This is a genomic window from Aphanothece sacrum FPU1 (assembly GCF_003864295.1).
Lineage (GTDB): Bacteria > Cyanobacteriota > Cyanobacteriia > Cyanobacteriales > Microcystaceae > Aphanothece_B > Aphanothece_B sacrum.
Window position 1 is genome coordinate 1150876 of the sequence record NZ_BDQK01000013.1, and the last position, 18632, is coordinate 1169507.

The window sequence follows — 18632 nt, forward strand, 5'->3', positions numbered from 1 at the left end:
AGAGATTTATTGCTAACTCCCTGACTCAAGAGTTGTAATATTTTCCACATTTTCTTCCCAATGTACCCCATCAAAGGGGATAATTTTAAACTTTGATAACAGATCACCATCTAAACAACGAATATTAACATCAATCCAATCAGGATGGGAACGAGGATGATAAAAAGAATGAATACCACAGACAGAACAAAAAGTATGTTTAGCTATTTTGGTATTAAACGTATAAGTCGTCAACTGATCAGATCCCTGAAGTAAGGTAAATTGTTCCGGCCGAACCAGCAAATGTAAAAACCCTTTTTTTCCGCAAATTGAGCAGTTACAATCCAGGGCTTCATAAATATTAACCTCCAGGCGAAAGCGCACTGCACCGCAATGACAGCCCCCTTCATATGTAATACATTGTTGCATCATTGTCAATAAAATTATCTCCTTAAACAACAAAACTTGTTGCTTCTCCAAGAGAGGCTTGCCAACTGCGAGCATCATAATAAAGATCAGCCAGAGTAATCTTATAAAGAGCTTCTTTTAGTTTCTCATGAAGTCGCTTCCATAAACTAAATGTAACCCAATCTGAGCCTTGATCCCTATTAGGATGATAGTAAGGTAAAGGTTCAATAGTTTCTCCCACTGCCTCCAGAATTTGCCCTAAAGAAATTTGACTAGGTTGACGGGCTAATTGATAGCCTCCTTGGGAACCCCGCAGAGAGTTTACTAACCCAAAGCGACGCATTTCAATCAGTAATTTTTCTAAGTAAGGGGCGGGTAAATCTTGTCGCCTTGCGATCGCTTTTACTGAAGTTGGACCATAGTTAGGCTGTAAACTCAGATCTAGTAAGGCTTTAACACTATAATGACTACGAGTTGTTAACTTCATTTCCTTTATTTTTGAGCCAATTTGTGACAAAAGATTGAGAACTGTTCACAAGTCTCTAGTTAAATTTATAATACTCCCTTCCCTAGTTAAAGCAGAAAATTCAAACATTTGTAAATTCTCTGACCATTCTTTTCTAAAGATCGAGAACAATGAATTAAGATTGATCTAGTCAGAAGGTGGATAAATTTCACTTGTTGTGTGTAAGATAGGGATAGAGACAGTTAGCAAACCGCAAATTTCTTTGTGTTGCTGCTATGCCGACTCAATTCTTAATCCGTCCATCCTTTTATTCATTAGTTACTGTTTAAGTTAATGACACAAAACACTCCCCTAATCGGTACCGCCTTAGTTGATAAAGTCAAAGAGCTAGGAAACCTCAGTAAAGAGGAAAAAGCCAGAGCTTGTGGCTACTATACTCAAACAAAAAATGGGATAGAACGAGTCAACATGATGAAATTCCTCAATGCCTTAATTGATGCTGAAGGAATTGAATTAGATAGCACCTCAGAAGGAATAGGAAGAGGTGGACGTTCCGCTAGCTATCGTATTAGTGTACAGTCTAATGGTAATCTTCTGATTGGCTCTGCTTACACAAAAAAAATGGGCTTAGAATCAGGAGATGAATTTGAAATTACTTTAGGTCGTAAACATATTCATCTCAAACAAGTAGGTGCATTTGATGAGGATGAAGAATAATGCACAGAGTTAATTGTTTAAACTTGAAGGTTCAAAAGCCAAAAAAATGGCGTTGTTTAGGCTCTAACTAAACAACGCTAACTAGATGAGTAAACTTGATAAATCTCCAGTGACGGGCTACTATTCTCCTGAGAATAGTAGCCTCCTTGTACTTTATTGTAGACCCAAACTACTCTTTTCGCCTAGATCCGATCCAATATTCTTCGGTTAAGACAGAAAATTTGATGGGATGGGAGATGTGGGTGTAGGGGCGGGTTTATTTAACATACTGATTAGAAGCTTAAATTTTTGCGAAAAACCCGCCCGTACGGGGAATGTGAGAAGACAATTTTCCCATCACCCCATCACCCCCTCTAGGGTCCCGAAAAAATTGCCGCCTCAATATCCTTACGACTCAAAGAATATTTAAACGAGCGATTAATATTAAGTCCGCCTTCTGCGGCATGGAGATAACATACGGCTAATTCTTCAAATTCTAAGCTCAGTTGAGCGTGCCAACTGGGATATTTAACCATCCAACAGTTAAGATTTTCTGGATCTTGTTGACAACCCAACTCCGATAGCCATTGTTCAATGTCAGGAAGGGGATGGTTATACAGAGGAGTGTCTGAGGGAGGAAGTGTCATTTCAGTTACCAGTTACCAGTTATCAGTTATCAGTTACTACCGCCAACAAGTCGGTAGCTTAAAACAAGCAATATTTTTATTTCTATCCCCTTGAAAGAGGAGGTTTGAAACCTCTTTTTTGGGTAAATTTTACCGAAAAATTAAGGAGGTTTGAATTGATAAATAAGTTTGAGGTAAAGCACTTGGGGGAATAATTTCATCCCCTCGCCAAAGTCCAATGGCGATCGCCAAGAGCAAACATCCCACAAATGTCAGTCCAAGAATAAACAGGGCAAAAATTTCACCGGCCGATAGAGGACGATCATTAGCATCAAGATAAGCTGAATTAGAGGTAGGATACCCAGAAGCAGACGAATCATTCTCCGTAGGAGATTGAATCACATTCCAACGGGAATACCCAATTTTAAGATCATACAGCGATCGCCGCTCTGGATTACTCAGAGTTCCATAAGCTTCATTTAACCGTTGAAATTTAGCGATCGCCAATTCTGAGGGCAAATTAGTCGTATCAGGATGGTAAAGTTTACTTAACTCCCGATAAGCGCGTCGAATTTCCATAACGGAAGCGGACGGATGAAGCCGTAGAATAGCATAGTAGCTACTGGCAAACCGTGTCTGAGCGGGAATCTTCCGTGAGGTTGATTGTGCTGTAGTCTGCTGCTGAGTCACAAGATTTTCTCAACTATCTTTTGTGCTGTCTATTGTAACGAAAGTCCACAACAAAGGTATCAATGTTCATAGATTTAATGCAATCTCACCCCAAATCTGTTTGGAAACCCTTACTTAAAGGATGTATCGCTTGTTTACTAACGCTATGGTTCAGTTTAGGGCTGTGGGGAATGGTTCCTGCTGCGGCTAGTATCGATGATGATCGCCTTGATGGCAATATTTTTGTCGTTTATGCGGGTAACGGTTCTCTGGTTCCGGCTAAATTGACTTTAAGTGATTCTTTGGCACGAAAAATGCCCACTATTCTAGTGTATTATCTTGATGACAGTAGCGATTGTAAGCAATTTGCGATTGTTGTTAATCGATGGCAAGAATTTTACGGCCGTGCGGCGAATATTATTCCTATTAGTGTGGATGGAATTCCTATTAAGGATAATTATACCCCTCAAGAAGCTGGCTACTATTACAAAGGAATTATTCCCCAAACAGTTGTTTTAAATCAAGAGGGCAAAGTTGTCTTTGATGGTCAAGGACAAGTTCAATATGAGGCGGTTGATAAGGTTTTACGAGAAGTGTTTGATTTATTACCCCGTGAGGCATCTGTAGAATTAAAACGCCGTAGCTTTAATGAATTTAACACTGAATTAGTTGAAGAATAAGTTCATTATTGATTAGCCGTAAACCCAACAAATCCGGATCAGGTTGTTGGGTTTTATTCCATCAAACTCAAATAATATGATTCAATTTGGTGCAAAGACCCAAAGAAAAACCCAAAGATAAGTAAAATCATTATTTTATAAAGTAAATCTTAAGATTGAAGCAAAAGTTACCATTACATGACAGACTAAACTCAGGTTAAAACTTAATTTCTACTTAACCCAAGGGCGGTCATTCCTTTTTTGACTTATTTTTGGGGCTTTTAGACTAAATTGTTAACGATAGTTAAGGAACTTATAGTCCGATATTGAACAAATAATATTCTTTGTTCCATTTTAAGTAGGTAGATAAAATTAATTACACAAAATTTGTAGTAGGGGCGGGTTTTTTACATCAATCAATTACTCTGACAAAAAAACTAGATAAACCCGCCCTGGGTTTTTTACATCAATCAATTACTCTGACAAAAAAACCAGATAAACCCGCCCCTACTACCTTTCTTACTCAACCATTACGACTATATCAAAACCCGCGCCGGAGGCTGTGCAATTAATTTTGCTTCGGTACTTATTAGTAAAGAAGAAGTTGTCAGCATTTCCAACACTACCAAAGTTAACGATGATTTATGATTAATTTTTATTGAGTGTATTAAAAAACATGAGTAAAATAAATGCTATTATCTAAAATAATGGAACTTTTTTAAATTCTTTCTCTCTTATTTCTTGAAATTACTCCTAATCAACACACTCAATTATTGAGGATAAATATGGCATTTAATCGTGTTAGAATCGCTAAAGATAAAGCAGAATTAGTTCAATCCTTAGTTGAGGGAAACGGAAATACTGGTGTATTTCAGACCTACGCTGATGTCATGACCTTTGCTGCTACCTTGGGAGCTAAATCCAAAAAGCGTGTTCCCTTAAATATTATATCTAAAGAACCAGCCCCAATCAGTTTAGAAATTTTTGTTTCTAGGGGATATGATCCCGTGATTAAATTATTAGCAGTTTCCGAAACAAACGATCCTAAAATTCTCTCAGTTTATGATGCAGAATCTGAAAGTGAGCGAATTCATATTTTTGAAGAATATGCTAATGGTGGATTAGAAAAACTGCGAGAAGAATTAAGAGGCTCAGTAGATTATACTGAACGATTATTATTAATTCTTAGTGCGGAAAGATTCTCTCATCATTCCTCTGATGAAGAATTTGATCTTAGTAGATTTTTGTAGTTAATAATTCTTAATTACTTTGGTATCTAGTAAAAGACAATTACGTCAAAAAATATTACAACAACGTCAATCTTTAACCCAAGAAACTTGGCAGGAAAAAAGCTTACAACTTTGTCAAGTCCTTGAATCTTGTTCTTATTTTCAAGCAGCTAAAACTATTTTAGCTTACTTTCCTTTTCGTCAAGAACCTGATCTAAATTCTATGTTTAAAAGTGATCATCGTTGGGGTTTTTCTCGTTGTGTTGATGGTTCATTAATTTGGCATCATTGGACACCTGGAAATAGATTAAATGAGGGAACTTATGGCATTTTAGAACCCCATTTTCAGTCTCCTATTTTAACCCCTTCAGAAGTAGATTTAATCCTAGTTCCGGCCGTTGCTTGTGACAAGAGAGGCTATCGTTTAGGATATGGGGGGGGCTTTTATGATCGTCTCTTAAGTTCTCCTCAATGGCAAAATATTCCTACTATTGGCATTATTTTTGACTTTGCTTATCTTCCCATCCTTCCAGTTGATTCTTGGGATAAACCTTTAGAAGCAATTTGTACAGAATCTCAGATTATAAGTATCTATGCTTAAGGCTATAAATGGATTGGTTTGATTATTAAGATTTATGAATTACAGAAGAAAACCTGAAATAGGTTTGTTAGGATGAAATCTCACATGACTTGTATTAAGTGTGAGTTTTTGGTGAAAACCCATCAAGATTAGATTATTGGACGAGCTATGAAACATTTCTGTGATGACTGGATTAGAGAATGGTGTGACGATAATGGATGGACAGATTTAGTTATAGAACGTTACAACAATTATTGGGCATTTCCTCCTGGTGCAGTCATGCCGGAACCGATTCCATCCGATGTGTTACGATTGATTAAGGTCAATAAGGGATTTTGTTCAGAGGAAAAAAGCTGGGTACTTTGGGCGGTAATGGTGTCAACGATCGCGGTGATGCTGAGTTATGTCTTCAAGACTCCTATGCCGATAGTTTTCGCCTTTGCCTTTGATGCTATTACTGCGGCTAAATTGGAAGTAGAAGAAATATAAAATTCCTTCAGAAATATAAAAGTTCCTCCAGAAATATAACAATTCCTTCAGCCTATCAGCCTAAAGGCTGAAGCTATATGAACGAAGCCCGCCTTCGCGGGCTTTGTTTTTCTAACTGCACTTTTCAAGGTGTCAGTTGTTGTGTAAAAAATTCCTTCAGCCTAAAGGCTGAGGCTATATGAACGAACCCTGCCTTCGCGGGCTTTGTTTTTCTAACTGCACTTTTCATGAATTTCCTCTACAGGGGATAATTAATAATCTAAAAAAATTAAGTCAAGATAGAGAAATTATTGTCAAAACAGTTATCATCGAATAACTAAATCTTTAAAATTAGTAACTATATGAATGATTTGACGAGGTTTCAGTTAACATCTGACTTAAATATTTGTCGCGTCTTAAATGGGATGTGGCAAGTTTCTGGGGCGCATGGTACAATTAATCCGACCCAAGCCATCGAGAGTATGTTTGCTTATGTGGATGCGGGGTTTACTACTTGGGATATGGCGGATAATTATGGTCCGGCCGAAGACTTTATCGGACAATTTCGTCGTCAATGGTTAATTCGTCGCGGTGGGGAGGGGTTAGATAACCTACAATGTTTTACTAAATGGGTTCCTCGTCCGATTAAAATAACGCGAGATATTGTTGAAAAAAATATTGATATTTCTTTGACTAGAATGGGGGTAGAAACTCTTGATTTATTACAATTCCATTGGTGGGATTATAGTAATGAAAGTTATTTAGATGCCTTACAATATTTAAGTCAATTACAACAAGCTGGAAAGATTAAACATTTAGGATTAACTAATTTCGATACAGAACATTTAAAAATTATTGTTGAATCTGGTATTAAAATTGTCTCAAACCAAGTTCAGTTTTCTTTAATTGATCGTCGTCCTTTGCTTGAAATGGTTCCTTTTTGTCAACAACATGATATTAAATTGTTGACTTATGGAACCCTTGATGGAGGTTTATTAAGTGAAAAATATTTGAGACATCCTGACCCCATATTATCAAGTTTAAATACTGCTAGTTTACGGAAATATAAAAATATGATTGATATTTGGGGAGGATGGCATTTATTCCAAGAACTTTTAGGGGTTCTAAGAACAATTGGGAATAAACATAAGGTTAGTATTGCTAATGTCGCTGCTGCTTATATTTTAGAACAACCTATGGTAGCGGGGGTAATTATTGGGGTAAGATTGGGCATTTCTGAACATATTGAAGCCACTAAAAAAGTGTTTAATATTCGTTTTAATGCTGAAGATTATCAACAAATTGAAACTGTCTTACAAAAATCTACAAATTTATATCAATTGATCGGAGATTGTGGCGATGAATATAGACGTTAAAGAAGGCAGAAGAAAAGATTTTTAGTTAATAGTAAAGTCTTTTTTATTTTTGAATAGATGTTATTTTAAATAATAATAAGGAGTTTTAGGGGATAAATTATGATGAAATTTGGAACTGTTCCACCGGATGATCAAGCTAACCAATGGCGATATCAACTTGATAAGTTTGTTCAAGACAATCAACAATCTTTAGCTGCATTAGCTTGGGGCTTAAAGTTAGAATGGGGAGAAAATAAAGATGTATTAGGAATTGATTTAAAACCCCAACCCCATTTTATTTGTTGTTCTAGACAAGCTATTGAAGATCTTAACAAAAAAGTAGATCGACAAATTCAAGAAGTTTTAGGTATTTTAGATGGTTATAATCCTCAAGAAGAAGTTGCTATTATTGGTATTGGGACGGGACAGATTAAACTAATTCATTTTAAATCTAATCCTTCTCCTCCTCTTTGTTTTGAACAAATACCTAACAATTTAGACGAATTAATTCAAAAGCTTGAACAGTTTATGATTGAACAAATTAAACTTTAAGGATTTTGAAGGAAAACTAATAAGTTTTAGGGCGCGTCGTATTAATCCTCTTGAAGCTTATGATATATTAAGTGATAAATAAAGCAACTCAAGGAACAAACAATGCAAAAAATAATCAGTGGATTTGGTTTTTTTTTAGGGGCAACTTACCCTTTTCGTCTTCTTCTTTTTTTTTACTCTCATCCCAGTCTTTGGTCTTATATTATTGTTCCTATTCTCCTTAATGTAATTCTGGCTATTATTTTCTATCTAGGGTTAGTTATTTGGGGTTGGCAAATTAGTCAATCTTTAATGGAAATTTTAATTAATAAAATAGATCTAATCTTAAATAATCTTCCTAGTTGGTTAGTGGGATTAGAATATTTAGTAATGGGATTAGGTTTTGTATTACCAATTTTATTAGATATATTATTATTATTTATTACTGGGTTTATTTTACTTCAATTTGGCATTATTTTAGGTGCGCCTTGGTATGGCAAATTATCAGAAGAATTAGAAAGATTACGCATGGGTCAGGTAGAATCGATAGAAATAGGAGTTATTCGAGATATTTGGCGATCTATTCTCTTTGAAATAAAAAAGATATTATTATTTATTAGTATAGGAATTCCTCTATTTTTACTTAATTTTTTTCCAGGTTTAGGCACATTAGTCTCTACTATTGGGGGAATTATGCTAACAACAACTATTATTTGTCTAGATTTTTTTGATGCTACTCTAGAAAGAAGGCGGCTAAAATTTCGCCAAAAATTAACTATTATTAGAAAAAGTTTACCTGCTAGTGCTGGATTTGGTTTAATCAGTTTATTATTAATTAGTATTCCCTTTGTTAATTTACTCACGATTCCTTTTTGTGTGGGAAGTGGCACTTTATTTATTTGCGATCGCATTCTTGTACTTCAAATCTTACCTAGTAATTCTAATGAGGATTAACTCTCAAATATAATTCTAAAAAAAGGAGCAAAAGTCATGAATCAGTTTAATTTATCGACCCTAATAGAACAACTAAAACAACCACAAGTTTATCCTCATTCCGTACAAATTCCTATTGAAGTTATTCAAACTCATGCTTCTGCTGTATTTTTAACAGGAGATTACGCTTATAAAATCAAAAAATCTGTTAATTTTGGCTTTTTAGATTACTCTACTCTCGAAAAAAGAGAATATTTTTTAACGCAAGAACTATTAATGAATAGAGAAATAGCACCAGATCTTTATTTAGAGGTTTTACCTATTACTCTATCTAATAATTATATAAACTTATCAGGAGAAGGAGAAATTATTGATTACATTTTAAAAATGCGACAATTTCCTCAAGATTGTTTATTCATTAATTTATTTAATCAAGGAAAACTGACATCTAAACATCTAGAAGACTTAGGAAAAATTGTGGCTCACTTTCATAAAACAACTAAAACAAATTCTTATATATCCAGTTTTGGAGAGATTCCTATGCTTAAAAAATCAATTGAAGATAATTATCACTGCACCAAACCCTACATAGGAATAGCTCAAACTCAACAGCAGTATCAAAAAACAAAAGAATTTACAGATAGATTTTTATCCGACAAACCAGACATATTTAAAAATCGTCAACAACAAGATAAAATTAGAGAATGTCATGGAGACTTACACTTAAAAAATATTTGTTTATGGAACAATAAAATTCAACTATTTGATCGAATTGAATTTAATGAAGAATTTCGCTTTGTAGATGTCATCTATGATGTAGCTTTTACCATTATGGATTTAGACGCAAAAAGAAGACAAGACTTAAGCAATATTTTCTTAAATACTTATCTCCAAGAAACCGGAGACTGGGAAGCATTACAAGTATTACCTTTATACCTATGTCGTCAAGCTTATGTAAGAGCAAAAGTCAACTCAATGTTACTTAATGATCCTCAGATTTGTGAACAAGAAAAACAACAAGCATTGACAATAGCTAAAAACTATTATGATTTAGCAGCAAAATATACAAAAAAACGACAATCTTGTATAATATTAATGTCAGGAATGTCAGGATCAGGAAAAAGCACCATTGCCCAATATATAGCCCGACAAATCAACGCCATTCATATTCGCTCCGATGCAGTGCGAAAGCATTTAGGAAATATTTCCTTAAAAGAAACAGGAGCAGATGAACTGTATACTCCATCGATGAACCAAAAAACCTATCATCGCTTATTAGACTTAGGACTAATGGTTGCTCAACAGGGGTTTCCAGTAATATTAGATGCTAAATTTGATCGCCATCAATGGCGAGAAACTATCATTAATTTAGCTCAAGAACAACAAATTCCCCTTCATATTATCTATTGTCAAGCTCCAATTTCTGTGTTATTCGATCGCCTATCTCAACGCACAGGGGACATTTCTGATGCTACCCCCAACTTACTACAACAACAACAAGCTGTCCATGAACCTTTTAATGAAACTGAACAAAAGTTTTTACAGTCTTTTGATACTACAGAAAACTGGCAAACATCCGTAGATGCTTGGCTGAACTCAGAATTGTTTAAATTGGTCAATTGTTCCTGAGAAAGGTTAACATAAGTTAACAAGTATTTTTTTAAGGGTTATCAACACTGATAAATCCTTGATCTTGGTATCCATCCAAATATAACCTGAGCGATATCTTCAAACATTAGGAGACCCATAGCGTGAAAAATAATAAAAAATGGCGAAATGCTGGCTTATACGCCCTATTATTAATAGTGGTTATTGCGTTAGCATCGTCCCTACTCGATAGACAGCCTCAAAGCCGAGAAAATCTAGCTTATAGTGACTTCATTAACAAAATAGAAAATAGACAAGTTAACCGAGTTACCCTAAATGCAGACAAAACTCAAGCCAGAGTACCAAACCCCAATGGAGGGGCCCCTCTGCTGGTTGACTTACCCGATGATCCTGATTTAATCAATATTTTGACTAAAAACGGTGTAGATATTGCGGTTCAACCCCAAGGTGATGAAAGTATCTGGTTCCGAGTTGCTAGTAGTTTATTCTTGCCCATTTTATTGCTGGTAGGACTGTTTTTCTTATTAAGACGGGCCCAAAGTGGCCCCGGTTCTCAAGCGATGAACTTTGGCAAGTCTAAAGCGCGGGTACAAATGGAACCACAAACTCAAGTCACCTTTGGGGATGTAGCAGGTATTGAACAAGCCAAATTAGAATTAACCGAAGTAGTAGACTTCCTGAAAAATGCCGATCGTTTTACAGCTATTGGTGCCAAAATTCCCAAAGGAGTCTTATTAGTTGGGCCTCCAGGAACAGGTAAAACCCTATTGGCCCGTGCAGTAGCTGGAGAAGCAGGAGTGCCTTTCTTCTCTATTTCTGGATCAGAATTTGTGGAAATGTTCGTCGGTGTTGGTGCATCTCGTGTGCGAGATCTCTTTGAACAAGCTAAAGCGAACGCCCCTTGTATCGTCTTCATCGATGAAATAGATGCAGTTGGTCGTCAACGGGGTGCTGGTTTAGGAGGAGGTAACGACGAACGGGAACAAACTCTGAACCAATTACTGACAGAAATGGACGGATTTGAGGGAAATACAGGCATTATTCTCATTGCTGCCACAAACCGTCCCGATGTCCTCGATGCTGCCTTATTACGTCCGGGTCGTTTTGATCGTCAAGTAGTGGTTGATCGTCCCGACTATGCGGGTCGTCAAGAAATACTGAAAGTTCATGCCCGTGGCAAAACCTTATCCCAAGATGTGGATCTTGATAAAATTGCCCGTCGGACTCCTGGGTTTACTGGGGCTGATCTGTCCAACCTATTAAACGAAGCCGCTATTCTGGCAGCCCGTCGTAACCTGACCGAAATTTCTATGGATGAAATTAATGATGCTATCGATCGCGTTTTAGCCGGGCCAGAGAAGAAAAACCGGGTAATGAGTGAGAAGCGTAAAACCTTAGTTGCTTATCATGAGGCTGGTCATGCCTTAGTTGGGGCCTTAATGCCTGATTATGATCCAGTACAAAAAATCAGTATTATTCCCCGTGGCCGGGCCGGTGGCTTAACCTGGTTTACTCCCAGTGAAGATCGTATGGAGTCAGGGTTATATTCTCGCGCTTACCTGCAAAATCAAATGGCTGTGGCTTTAGGCGGTCGGGTTGCCGAAGAAATCATCTTTGGAGAAGAAGAAGTGACCACAGGGGCCTCTAATGACTTACAACAGGTAGCACGAGTGGCCCGTCAGATGATAACTCGTTTTGGTATGAGCGATCGCTTAGGACCTGTTGCCTTAGGACGGCAAAACGGCGGAGTCTTCTTAGGTCGGGACATTGCCTCAGATCGAGATTTTTCTAATCAAACTGCTTCCGCCATTGACGAAGAAGTGCGTAAATTAGTAGATCATGCCTACCAACGGGCTAAAGATGTATTAGTCAATAATCGTCAGATCTTAGATCAAGTAGCAGAAATGTTGGTAGAAAAAGAGACTGTCGATGCGGAAGAGTTACAAGAAATTTTGACCCGCAATGATGTTAAAATGGCTGCTCTAGCCTAAAGATTATCTTAGTAGGGGTGTGATAACTGCGCCTCTACTAAGTAGTTAGTTATAAATAAAAAAATGTTTGTTCACAACGGCGATCGCACTACCAAAGACGTTGAATGCCATACTGATCCAAGGCAGTATCTACACTAATAATAGGAATTTTTTCAACAATTGCTTGAGCAACCAGTAGGCGGTCGAAAGGGTCTTTATGATAAAAAGGAAGGGTTGTTATCGCATCCGTGTGTTCTGGTGTGATGGCAAGGATATTAAATTAATGTTGGTTCAGGCATACTGCTATAAAATCTTTGTAAGGTCGGCATAGAACCAATTTACTAATACTGATTTTGATGGCAATTTCCCAATAGGATGCTGGACTGATTAATATTTTGTTATTTTGGTTAATAATTAGCTGGTGGGCGGTGCCACTGAGTTGGGATTCGTTGAGTGTGTACCAAAGCAGAGTATGAGTATCGATTATGTATTTCAAGGCAGATACTCCGCAAAGTCTTGCAAGTGTTCTTCATCATCAGCTACGATGGTGATCATTCCTTTACACAGGCCAGGGCCTGGACGTTGGGATGGTGTGGGTGTTTGCCCGATCAATTTGGCAAGTGGGCGATTATTGTCGGTAATTAACAATTCTTCCCCTGGTTTGAGATTGTAAATCAGTTCGGGTAGTTTGGCTTGTGCTTCTTCGAGAGAGATGATCATTATTTTACTGCAAGCGCGAGGATGAAAAGAATTTCTGGGCTGGTAACGTCTCAATTCTAAGTGAATGGGAGCAGGGAATGGATAAGCTCTCCTGATGACTGATCGGGTTAGTTTATCAAAATCAAGTTCTTTTAAGGAGTGCTTATCGTGATTTCCACAACCGTTAATCCCATGATGACTATTGAACCTGTCGCCATTCGAGCCTGGGCAGACAAACGAATGATATATGTTGAACTCAGTGATGGACGTATTATCGGTTTTCCTGGCGATCGCTTCCGCATCTTGAAACAAGCTACAAATGAGCAATTGGCGGCGGTTAAGGTTGAGGTAAACGGTTATGCTCTAAGGTGGGAAGAATTAGATGAGGATATTACTGTTCCTGGGATTATTGCGGGTCATTTCCAGTTACCTCCTTGCTAATCCGTTTTGACAGAAACCGTAGGATAAGTTTGCGAAGTGTAACGCAGATAATAAGTCAATAAAGATCAAAAGGCACGTTATATTAACGTACCCTACAAAAGCGGCGATCGGACTACTCAACCGAGAATATAAGGCGATCGCAATTTAATTCAAGATTCAAAAAAGCGATCGCAGTTTAACTCAACTTGACACTCTCGCCGCTAACCGCTTGGGCGGTGTAGCGGGAGATTCCTGATTCAACGAGCGATGCTTTCTAATACAAGTACCAGCGAGTCTTATTCACTCTCCACAGGCTTAAAATTCCGTCTGTCCGGCGGTATTTATTGACAGTATTCTTAATCCTTCTGCTCTGATATTTTTAGCTGCGTTTTCGTCTCGGTCATGGTGAGTTTGACAATTAGGACAAACCCAATCTCTGATGCTTAAATTTATCAAATTATTTTTGAATCCGCAGCAAGAACAGGTTTTTGTACTTGGATAAAATCTGTCAACTTGAACAAGTTTCCCCCCCTCTCTTTCTAGCTTGTAGCTTAAGAAGTTTAGTAACATACCAAATCCAGCATCAAGTATTGATTTAGCTAATTTGGTACGCGCTAATCCTTTTATACAAAGGTTTTCTGCTACAATGACTTGGTTTTCGTCAACGAGCTTTCTTGAGAGTTTGTGGAGAAAATCTTGTCTAGTATTAGTAATTTTTTCGTGAACAAGAGCGACTTCTTTAATCGCTTTTCTACGGTTGTTAGAACCCTTGGTTCTACGAGATAATTTCTGTTGTCTCCTTTTTAATCGTTTGGCATATTTTCTAGTTGGTTTAATTGGGTCAACCTTATAAGTTGTTTCACCATCAAAGACTGTCACTAGGCTAGATAAGCCTAAATCAATTCCTGAGACTTTAGAGGTTTTATTGATGATTAAATCGTCAGATTCAAATAAAATAGAGGCAAAATATTTACCTGTACTTGTTTTTGAAACTGTCACTGACTTAATCTTTCCTAAAATCTCTTTTGAAAGTTTAGCTTTAACAATCCCCAGTTTTGGGAGCTTTAAACCGTTGTTATTAAGAGAACAACCTTCAGGGTAACGGATTGATTGTTGTTTATATTTACTCTTAAACTTAGGAAATTTAGCCCTTTTAGAAAAGAAATTTTTAAAAGCAGCTTCTAAGTTTTTGAGTGCCTGTTGTAAGGTGGCAGCCGTTGATTCTTGCAACCATTCAAAATCAGGGAGCTTTTTTAGCTGAGTTAGGTCTTTTGCCATTTGGCAATAAGTCATCCCAATCCCAGTTTCTTGATACTGATTGTTAGTCTTATTTAAGTAAAAATTATACACAAATCTTGCACAGCCTAAATTTCGATTTAAGGCAATTTCTTGTGGCTGATTTGGATAAATTCTGACTTTTAAGACATTTAACACGGCTTTCGACCTGTTGTGTTACATTAGCCAGTGTAACACTTAACGCTTTAATATGTCAAACGCTTACAATCATGGATTTAGATCGGTCTACAGACTTAACGCTCATATTGTTTTTGTCGTTAAATACAGAAAACAGGCTATCAGTGAACCTATACTGTCTAGACTTCAAGAAATCTTTAAAGACACTTTAAATAAATGGGATTGTGAATTACTAGAATTTAATGGCGAGTCCGACCATGTTCATTTGCTCATTGACTACAAACCCGATAAACCTTTATCTACTTTAATCGGTAATTTAAAAACTGTTAGTAGTAGGTTGATACGAAAAGAAAACCCTGACTTGTCTAAGAAATACTTTTATGGAAAACCTTATTTTTGGACAGGCTCTTATTTTGTGGCAAGTTGTGGTGGCGTAACTGTTGAACAACTTAAAAATTATGTTGAAAACCAAAATTCCCCTAAGAAATAAGGACTCCCTACGGTCGGTTTATTTGTTGGCAAAAATTCATCTCACCGCTAACCGCTTAGGCGGTGTAGCGGGAGTCCTCTTTTTGCATTTTAGATAGAGAAAAGCGATCGCAAATTAGTTGAAGACACACAAAAGCGATCGCACTGTAATTATAGTTTAGAAGGTGCGTTACATTGGATTAACGCACCCTACTGGACTGTTTCATCTAATTTGGTGTATTAGAATTCGGTTTTGTTGGGTTGAGGCACGAAACCCAACCTACAATCTAAGTAGTCGGACATAAATAAACAATACTATGTTAAGAAATGTAACTAGGTTGTAACCCCTCTCCGGCGCTCCGGCGCTCCGGCGCTCCCCTGCTCACTTCACCGTAACGTTTATTTTTGTCCAGTTACTTATTGCCCTATTTTAAGGGAATGGATAAGCTCTTTTTAGAAGCATTTTTAGCCATTGTTGACAAGCAAAAGGAAGTCCTTTGTTGAAGTAATCATAAACAATGGAATCCGTTCTCATTGTTGAGTTTACAGTCAAAAGTAACTGTATGAACTGCACCTGCTTGTAGAGACAGCGCACCAATGAGATAATCGGAAAAATCTGCTTTTCCTTGTTTCGTCCGTTGTAAAGCCATATAAAATGCTGAACGATTCTCAAATTCAAAGATTCCACAAGTAAGCATAGCTTCTAATGTGTTAACTATCTCCTGTTTGCTATACCTATAAGTTTCTCCTTTTAAAACCCAAACGATTTCACACAGAACAATATTAGCAACAAAGCACTGTTGTCCACTTTCAATCAATTGCTTTGCTTGTTGCCATTGTTGTTCATCATCTTTGGTAAGATAACGGATGAGAATATTTGTGTCAAGTCCAATCATTTGCTCCCTTGCTGATAGCTTTTTCCATATCTTCTAGTGTGATCGCTTTTTTTTCCTGACGCTCTAATATTCCTGATAAAGTCTTAACAGGTGTATTAAGCGGTATGATTTTGACTTCTCCATTTTCGAGAATCACAAAATCCACTTTAGTTCCAGTATCTAGTTTAAGATGCTCGATAATTTCTTGGGGAATGGTCACTTGTCCTTTAGGGGTAATTATTGCACTCGCCATTGCTTGAACCTCTTACCTTATACTCTTTACTTGATTATAAGAAATGTTCCTTAGCTTTTCCCATTTGAATGGTTGAATACAAAAGCGATCGCTTATCTGGTTAAGAAAAATGCGATCACAATTTAGTTCAAGACATAGAAAAGCAATGTGTAATTATAGTTTAGAAGGTGCGTTACATTGCATTAACGCACCCTACACTCTCCTACTGCAAAAGTGACAAGCTCCCCATCGAACTCAGGTTATCAATATGGCTCTAAGCTCCGTATTCTGCCTGTATTGGGTGACTCTTGGATCATTAAATGTCCATCCTTGTTGCAGTGAATAAGTAACATTCGGTGAGGGTGTCGGGTTCTCTGACAAATCAATAACAATGCAAGCCGAGTTAAGGGTAGTAACTGCCATATTTATCTTAATGCTATTGTTTGGCATAATTGCTAATAAGATTTTGCTGCCTGGAGTGAGTTGCAATGGTAATGTTTTATAAAGTAATTGCGCGTTAATTCCTCGGTAATATGGATTAGAATTATCGATAATTCCTATGCCCGATGTGAATTGATCAGTGGTCTCACTTTGTATCCCTATATTTTGTTTTAAATTTGTCGTTATATTAACTGTAAGATCTGAATTCAAGTTAAGCGTTTGCCCCAAACTAATAGGACAAGAACTGCTTATTGCTGTTGTTACTATGTCAGCAGATAAAGGTTTAGTCGGGGTCTGGGAGATATATATTTCTTGTTGATCAACTAAAGGTGAACTACTCACATAGGCAAATAAGTTGTCTTTAAATGTGATCTCAAGGGAAGTTAGAAATCTATCTACAACACCATAGCAGAGAGGAATTGCGCTACAAGAATTGATTGAAGAAGATGATATAAAGTAAATCAATCTATACTTATTTTCATTTAGGATCGAAACTGTTGCAGAATCGAACTCCACTGTAATACGATATTCCATGATTCAATAGCTTTTTTAGCTGGCGTGGGGACATTCATTTCAATGCCTACGCGGGTTTATTTTTTGGTCGGGCATTCATCCCTACCTTATAGAAGGATAGGGAATTCTGCCCGACATTTGGTTAAATTAGTTACAGAGCTATAACTTAAGCAAGTGGAATAATAAGATCAGCAGCAAGGTCAAATTGGATGGGATTTTGCTTGGCTTGTGGGTTTCCCATCGTATTCCATCCCGAATTTATGTTGAAAGCAACACTAATTTTTGGTTGCGAAGTAGATAGAACGCATGAGACCGATTTTGTAAGTGATGTTTGTACAACTGCCCCAATGTTTAACTGAGCCTGTGTAAAAAGAATAAGCACTTTTTCGTAGGGTTGAATAAGATTTCCTGCCGCACCATACTGCGGAAAGGCACAAATTGGAGAGGCTTCTCCTCCTTTGGGCGTTACGAGCAGACCACAAGTCCAGGTTTCTGTTTTTTGAGACAAGAAGGAAAAAGCCCCAGAAACTCCGCCTGACGTAGAGACCGATGCTGAGCCATTAGCATTCAGAGTAATAACATCTCCTGGACTCATGGGTTGATTAGTAGATGTATTTACCGTTGTACCTGCTGTTACTGAAGTGTTACTGAAGTATCCCCCATAGGGGGTATGCCATGATGTCTTAATCTCATTGGAAAATTTGGTCTTAGGCACAGTATACCAAACTGTTGGCAATGCTGCTGATGCGTTAGGACTCTTGCATCCTTTGTATACTTGCATCTGCCATGTGCCATTGTTCAAGGCCGTAAGGGTTTCGTTATCAAGCGCAATACTAACAGTGTAAGTCATGATTTTATTAGTGGTGATAGGTTGATAGGTTGATAGGTTGATAGGATTCGCATTCAGGAGAGCAGTCAATGCCGGGACACGATAGAGAAAAGAAGGCTTACCTTGTTCTCTCCAGTCGCACGGCACGATTAAGCCCCGACCATGGGATGGTCATGCTATTACCGAACTAACTTGAATGGTTTGATGTTGTTGTGGAACAGAAGCATCATAGGTGATATCAACTGTTCTTGCACCTTGTATAGTTGCTAACGGATTAGTGCAAGTAAATTGAATTGCACCACCCGCCAAACCTGTTAGGTTGACATTCATCGGTTGTGCTGTCATTAAATGAATCTCAGTAGCTTTATGGTCTGCGTTTTCAACTAATGTAATGGTGGCCATGAGAGTTCTCCAGTTAACGAGATGTTTTAAGGCAAAGTGTCTGGTCTTTTGGGTAAAAAGTGATTTGTTCAATCACCTTTCTCGATGTATTTAAACCTGACACTATCCATAAAACCCCACCATTACCTGACTTCAAACCTGAGAAAACCTGACTTATTTCTGA

General features: G+C 37.4%; 24 protein-coding genes. 12 read left to right on the forward strand and 12 right to left on the reverse strand.

Annotated elements, in window-relative coordinates; all coding sequences use genetic code 11:
* Positions 1–12 precede the first annotated feature (12 nt).
* Complete coding sequence (locus AsFPU1_RS16365; RefSeq protein ID WP_227873428.1) at positions 13–411, reverse strand: GFA family protein; 399 nt, start codon at positions 409–411, stop codon at positions 13–15.
* Positions 412–430: 19 nt separating this feature from the next.
* On the reverse strand, positions 431–874 hold the full coding sequence (locus AsFPU1_RS16370) for an Rrf2 family transcriptional regulator (RefSeq protein WP_124972985.1): 444 nt from the start codon (positions 872–874) through the stop codon (positions 431–433).
* Positions 875–1186: 312 nt separating this feature from the next.
* Here AsFPU1_RS16370 and AsFPU1_RS16375 point away from each other — a divergent pair, with 312 nt between their 5' ends.
* Positions 1187–1570, forward strand: coding sequence for an AbrB family transcriptional regulator (locus AsFPU1_RS16375; protein ID WP_124972988.1), 384 nt, complete (start codon positions 1187–1189; stop codon positions 1568–1570).
* Between the two features lie 353 nt (positions 1571–1923).
* Here the strand turns inward: AsFPU1_RS16375 and AsFPU1_RS16380 are convergent, their stop codons facing one another.
* Positions 1924–2196 carry a DUF3143 domain-containing protein gene (locus tag AsFPU1_RS16380; protein WP_124972990.1) on the reverse strand — a complete coding sequence of 91 codons (273 nt, stop codon included), beginning with the start codon at positions 2194–2196 and terminating at the stop codon, positions 1924–1926.
* A 129-nt stretch (positions 2197–2325) separates the two neighbouring features.
* The gene (locus AsFPU1_RS16385; RefSeq protein ID WP_124972992.1) at positions 2326–2865 is read right to left on the reverse strand and encodes a J domain-containing protein; all 540 of its coding nucleotides are present in this window, start codon (positions 2863–2865) and stop codon (positions 2326–2328) included.
* A 62-nt stretch (positions 2866–2927) separates the two neighbouring features.
* Between AsFPU1_RS16385 and AsFPU1_RS16390 the strand changes: the two genes are divergently transcribed.
* The 9 genes from AsFPU1_RS16390 to ftsH3 all read left to right on the forward strand — a co-directional run bounded on the left by AsFPU1_RS16390 (position 2928) and on the right by ftsH3 (position 12198).
* Positions 2928–3524, forward strand: a complete 597-nt coding sequence (locus AsFPU1_RS16390; RefSeq protein ID WP_124972994.1) for a thylakoid membrane photosystem I accumulation factor — start codon at positions 2928–2930, stop codon at positions 3522–3524.
* Positions 3525–4288: 764 nt separating this feature from the next.
* On the forward strand, positions 4289–4753 hold the full coding sequence (locus AsFPU1_RS16395) for a DNA phosphorothioation-associated protein 4 (RefSeq protein ID WP_124972996.1): 465 nt from the start codon (positions 4289–4291) through the stop codon (positions 4751–4753).
* 13 nt (positions 4754–4766) lie between these two features.
* Positions 4767–5333: a 5-formyltetrahydrofolate cyclo-ligase gene (locus tag AsFPU1_RS16400; protein WP_124972998.1), complete on the forward strand. Its 567-nt coding sequence runs from the start codon at positions 4767–4769 to the stop codon at positions 5331–5333.
* Positions 5334–5480: 147 nt separating this feature from the next.
* Positions 5481–5801 carry a slr1957 family protein gene (locus tag AsFPU1_RS16405; protein WP_124973000.1) on the forward strand — a complete coding sequence of 107 codons (321 nt, stop codon included), beginning with the start codon at positions 5481–5483 and terminating at the stop codon, positions 5799–5801.
* 341 nt (positions 5802–6142) lie between these two features.
* Complete coding sequence (locus AsFPU1_RS16410) at positions 6143–7156, forward strand: aldo/keto reductase (RefSeq protein ID WP_124973002.1); 1014 nt, start codon at positions 6143–6145, stop codon at positions 7154–7156.
* Positions 7157–7258: 102 nt separating this feature from the next.
* Positions 7259–7687: a beta-carboxysome assembly chaperone CcmS gene (gene ccmS, locus AsFPU1_RS16415; RefSeq protein WP_172957468.1), complete on the forward strand. Its 429-nt coding sequence runs from the start codon at positions 7259–7261 to the stop codon at positions 7685–7687.
* Between the two features lie 102 nt (positions 7688–7789).
* Positions 7790–8620 carry an EI24 domain-containing protein gene (locus AsFPU1_RS16420; protein ID WP_124973006.1) on the forward strand — a complete coding sequence of 277 codons (831 nt, stop codon included), beginning with the start codon at positions 7790–7792 and terminating at the stop codon, positions 8618–8620.
* A gap of 36 nt (positions 8621–8656) precedes the next feature.
* The gene (locus AsFPU1_RS16425; RefSeq protein ID WP_124973008.1) at positions 8657–10228 is read left to right on the forward strand and encodes a bifunctional aminoglycoside phosphotransferase/ATP-binding protein; all 1572 of its coding nucleotides are present in this window, start codon (positions 8657–8659) and stop codon (positions 10226–10228) included.
* 122 nt (positions 10229–10350) lie between these two features.
* Positions 10351–12198: an ATP-dependent zinc metalloprotease FtsH3 gene (ftsH3, locus tag AsFPU1_RS16430; protein ID WP_124973010.1), complete on the forward strand. Its 1848-nt coding sequence runs from the start codon at positions 10351–10353 to the stop codon at positions 12196–12198.
* 88 nt (positions 12199–12286) lie between these two features.
* Here the strand turns inward: ftsH3 and AsFPU1_RS23450 are convergent, their stop codons facing one another.
* A complete protein-coding gene (locus tag AsFPU1_RS23450; protein WP_368665961.1) occupies positions 12287–12451 on the reverse strand; it encodes a type II toxin-antitoxin system VapC family toxin in 165 nt (54 codons plus the stop codon).
* Positions 12452–12669: 218 nt separating this feature from the next.
* On the reverse strand, positions 12670–12897 hold the full coding sequence (locus AsFPU1_RS16440; protein WP_124973177.1) for a type II toxin-antitoxin system Phd/YefM family antitoxin: 228 nt from the start codon (positions 12895–12897) through the stop codon (positions 12670–12672).
* A 147-nt stretch (positions 12898–13044) separates the two neighbouring features.
* Here AsFPU1_RS16440 and AsFPU1_RS16445 point away from each other — a divergent pair, with 147 nt between their 5' ends.
* Positions 13045–13317 (forward strand): DUF2442 domain-containing protein, encoded by a 273-nt coding sequence (locus AsFPU1_RS16445; protein ID WP_227873430.1) that lies wholly within the window; start codon positions 13045–13047, stop codon positions 13315–13317.
* A 294-nt stretch (positions 13318–13611) separates the two neighbouring features.
* Here the strand turns inward: AsFPU1_RS16445 and AsFPU1_RS16450 are convergent, their stop codons facing one another.
* Positions 13612–14730: an RNA-guided endonuclease InsQ/TnpB family protein gene (locus AsFPU1_RS16450; RefSeq protein WP_227873431.1), complete on the reverse strand. Its 1119-nt coding sequence runs from the start codon at positions 14728–14730 to the stop codon at positions 13612–13614.
* Positions 14731–14782: 52 nt separating this feature from the next.
* Between AsFPU1_RS16450 and tnpA the strand changes: the two genes are divergently transcribed.
* Positions 14783–15199, forward strand: a complete 417-nt coding sequence (gene tnpA, locus AsFPU1_RS16455) for an IS200/IS605 family transposase (protein WP_124973012.1) — start codon at positions 14783–14785, stop codon at positions 15197–15199.
* 487 nt (positions 15200–15686) lie between these two features.
* Here the strand turns inward: tnpA and AsFPU1_RS16460 are convergent, their stop codons facing one another.
* The 5 genes from AsFPU1_RS16460 to AsFPU1_RS16480 all read right to left on the reverse strand — a co-directional run bounded on the left by AsFPU1_RS16460 (position 15687) and on the right by AsFPU1_RS16480 (position 18469).
* The gene (locus AsFPU1_RS16460; protein WP_124973014.1) at positions 15687–16073 is read right to left on the reverse strand and encodes a type II toxin-antitoxin system VapC family toxin; all 387 of its coding nucleotides are present in this window, start codon (positions 16071–16073) and stop codon (positions 15687–15689) included.
* A complete protein-coding gene (locus AsFPU1_RS16465) occupies positions 16060–16305 on the reverse strand; it encodes an AbrB/MazE/SpoVT family DNA-binding domain-containing protein (RefSeq protein ID WP_124973016.1) in 246 nt (81 codons plus the stop codon). The genes AsFPU1_RS16460 and AsFPU1_RS16465 overlap by 14 nt, the downstream gene beginning before the upstream one ends.
* Positions 16306–16539: 234 nt before the next feature.
* Entirely contained in the window at positions 16540–17259 is a 720-nt protein-coding gene (locus AsFPU1_RS16470) for a hypothetical protein (protein ID WP_124973018.1), read from the reverse strand.
* A gap of 145 nt (positions 17260–17404) precedes the next feature.
* Entirely contained in the window at positions 17405–18088 is a 684-nt protein-coding gene (locus tag AsFPU1_RS16475; protein WP_124973020.1) for a hypothetical protein, read from the reverse strand.
* Positions 18089–18238: 150 nt separating this feature from the next.
* A complete protein-coding gene (locus tag AsFPU1_RS16480; RefSeq protein WP_124973022.1) occupies positions 18239–18469 on the reverse strand; it encodes a hypothetical protein in 231 nt (76 codons plus the stop codon).
* Positions 18470–18632 lie beyond the last annotated feature (163 nt).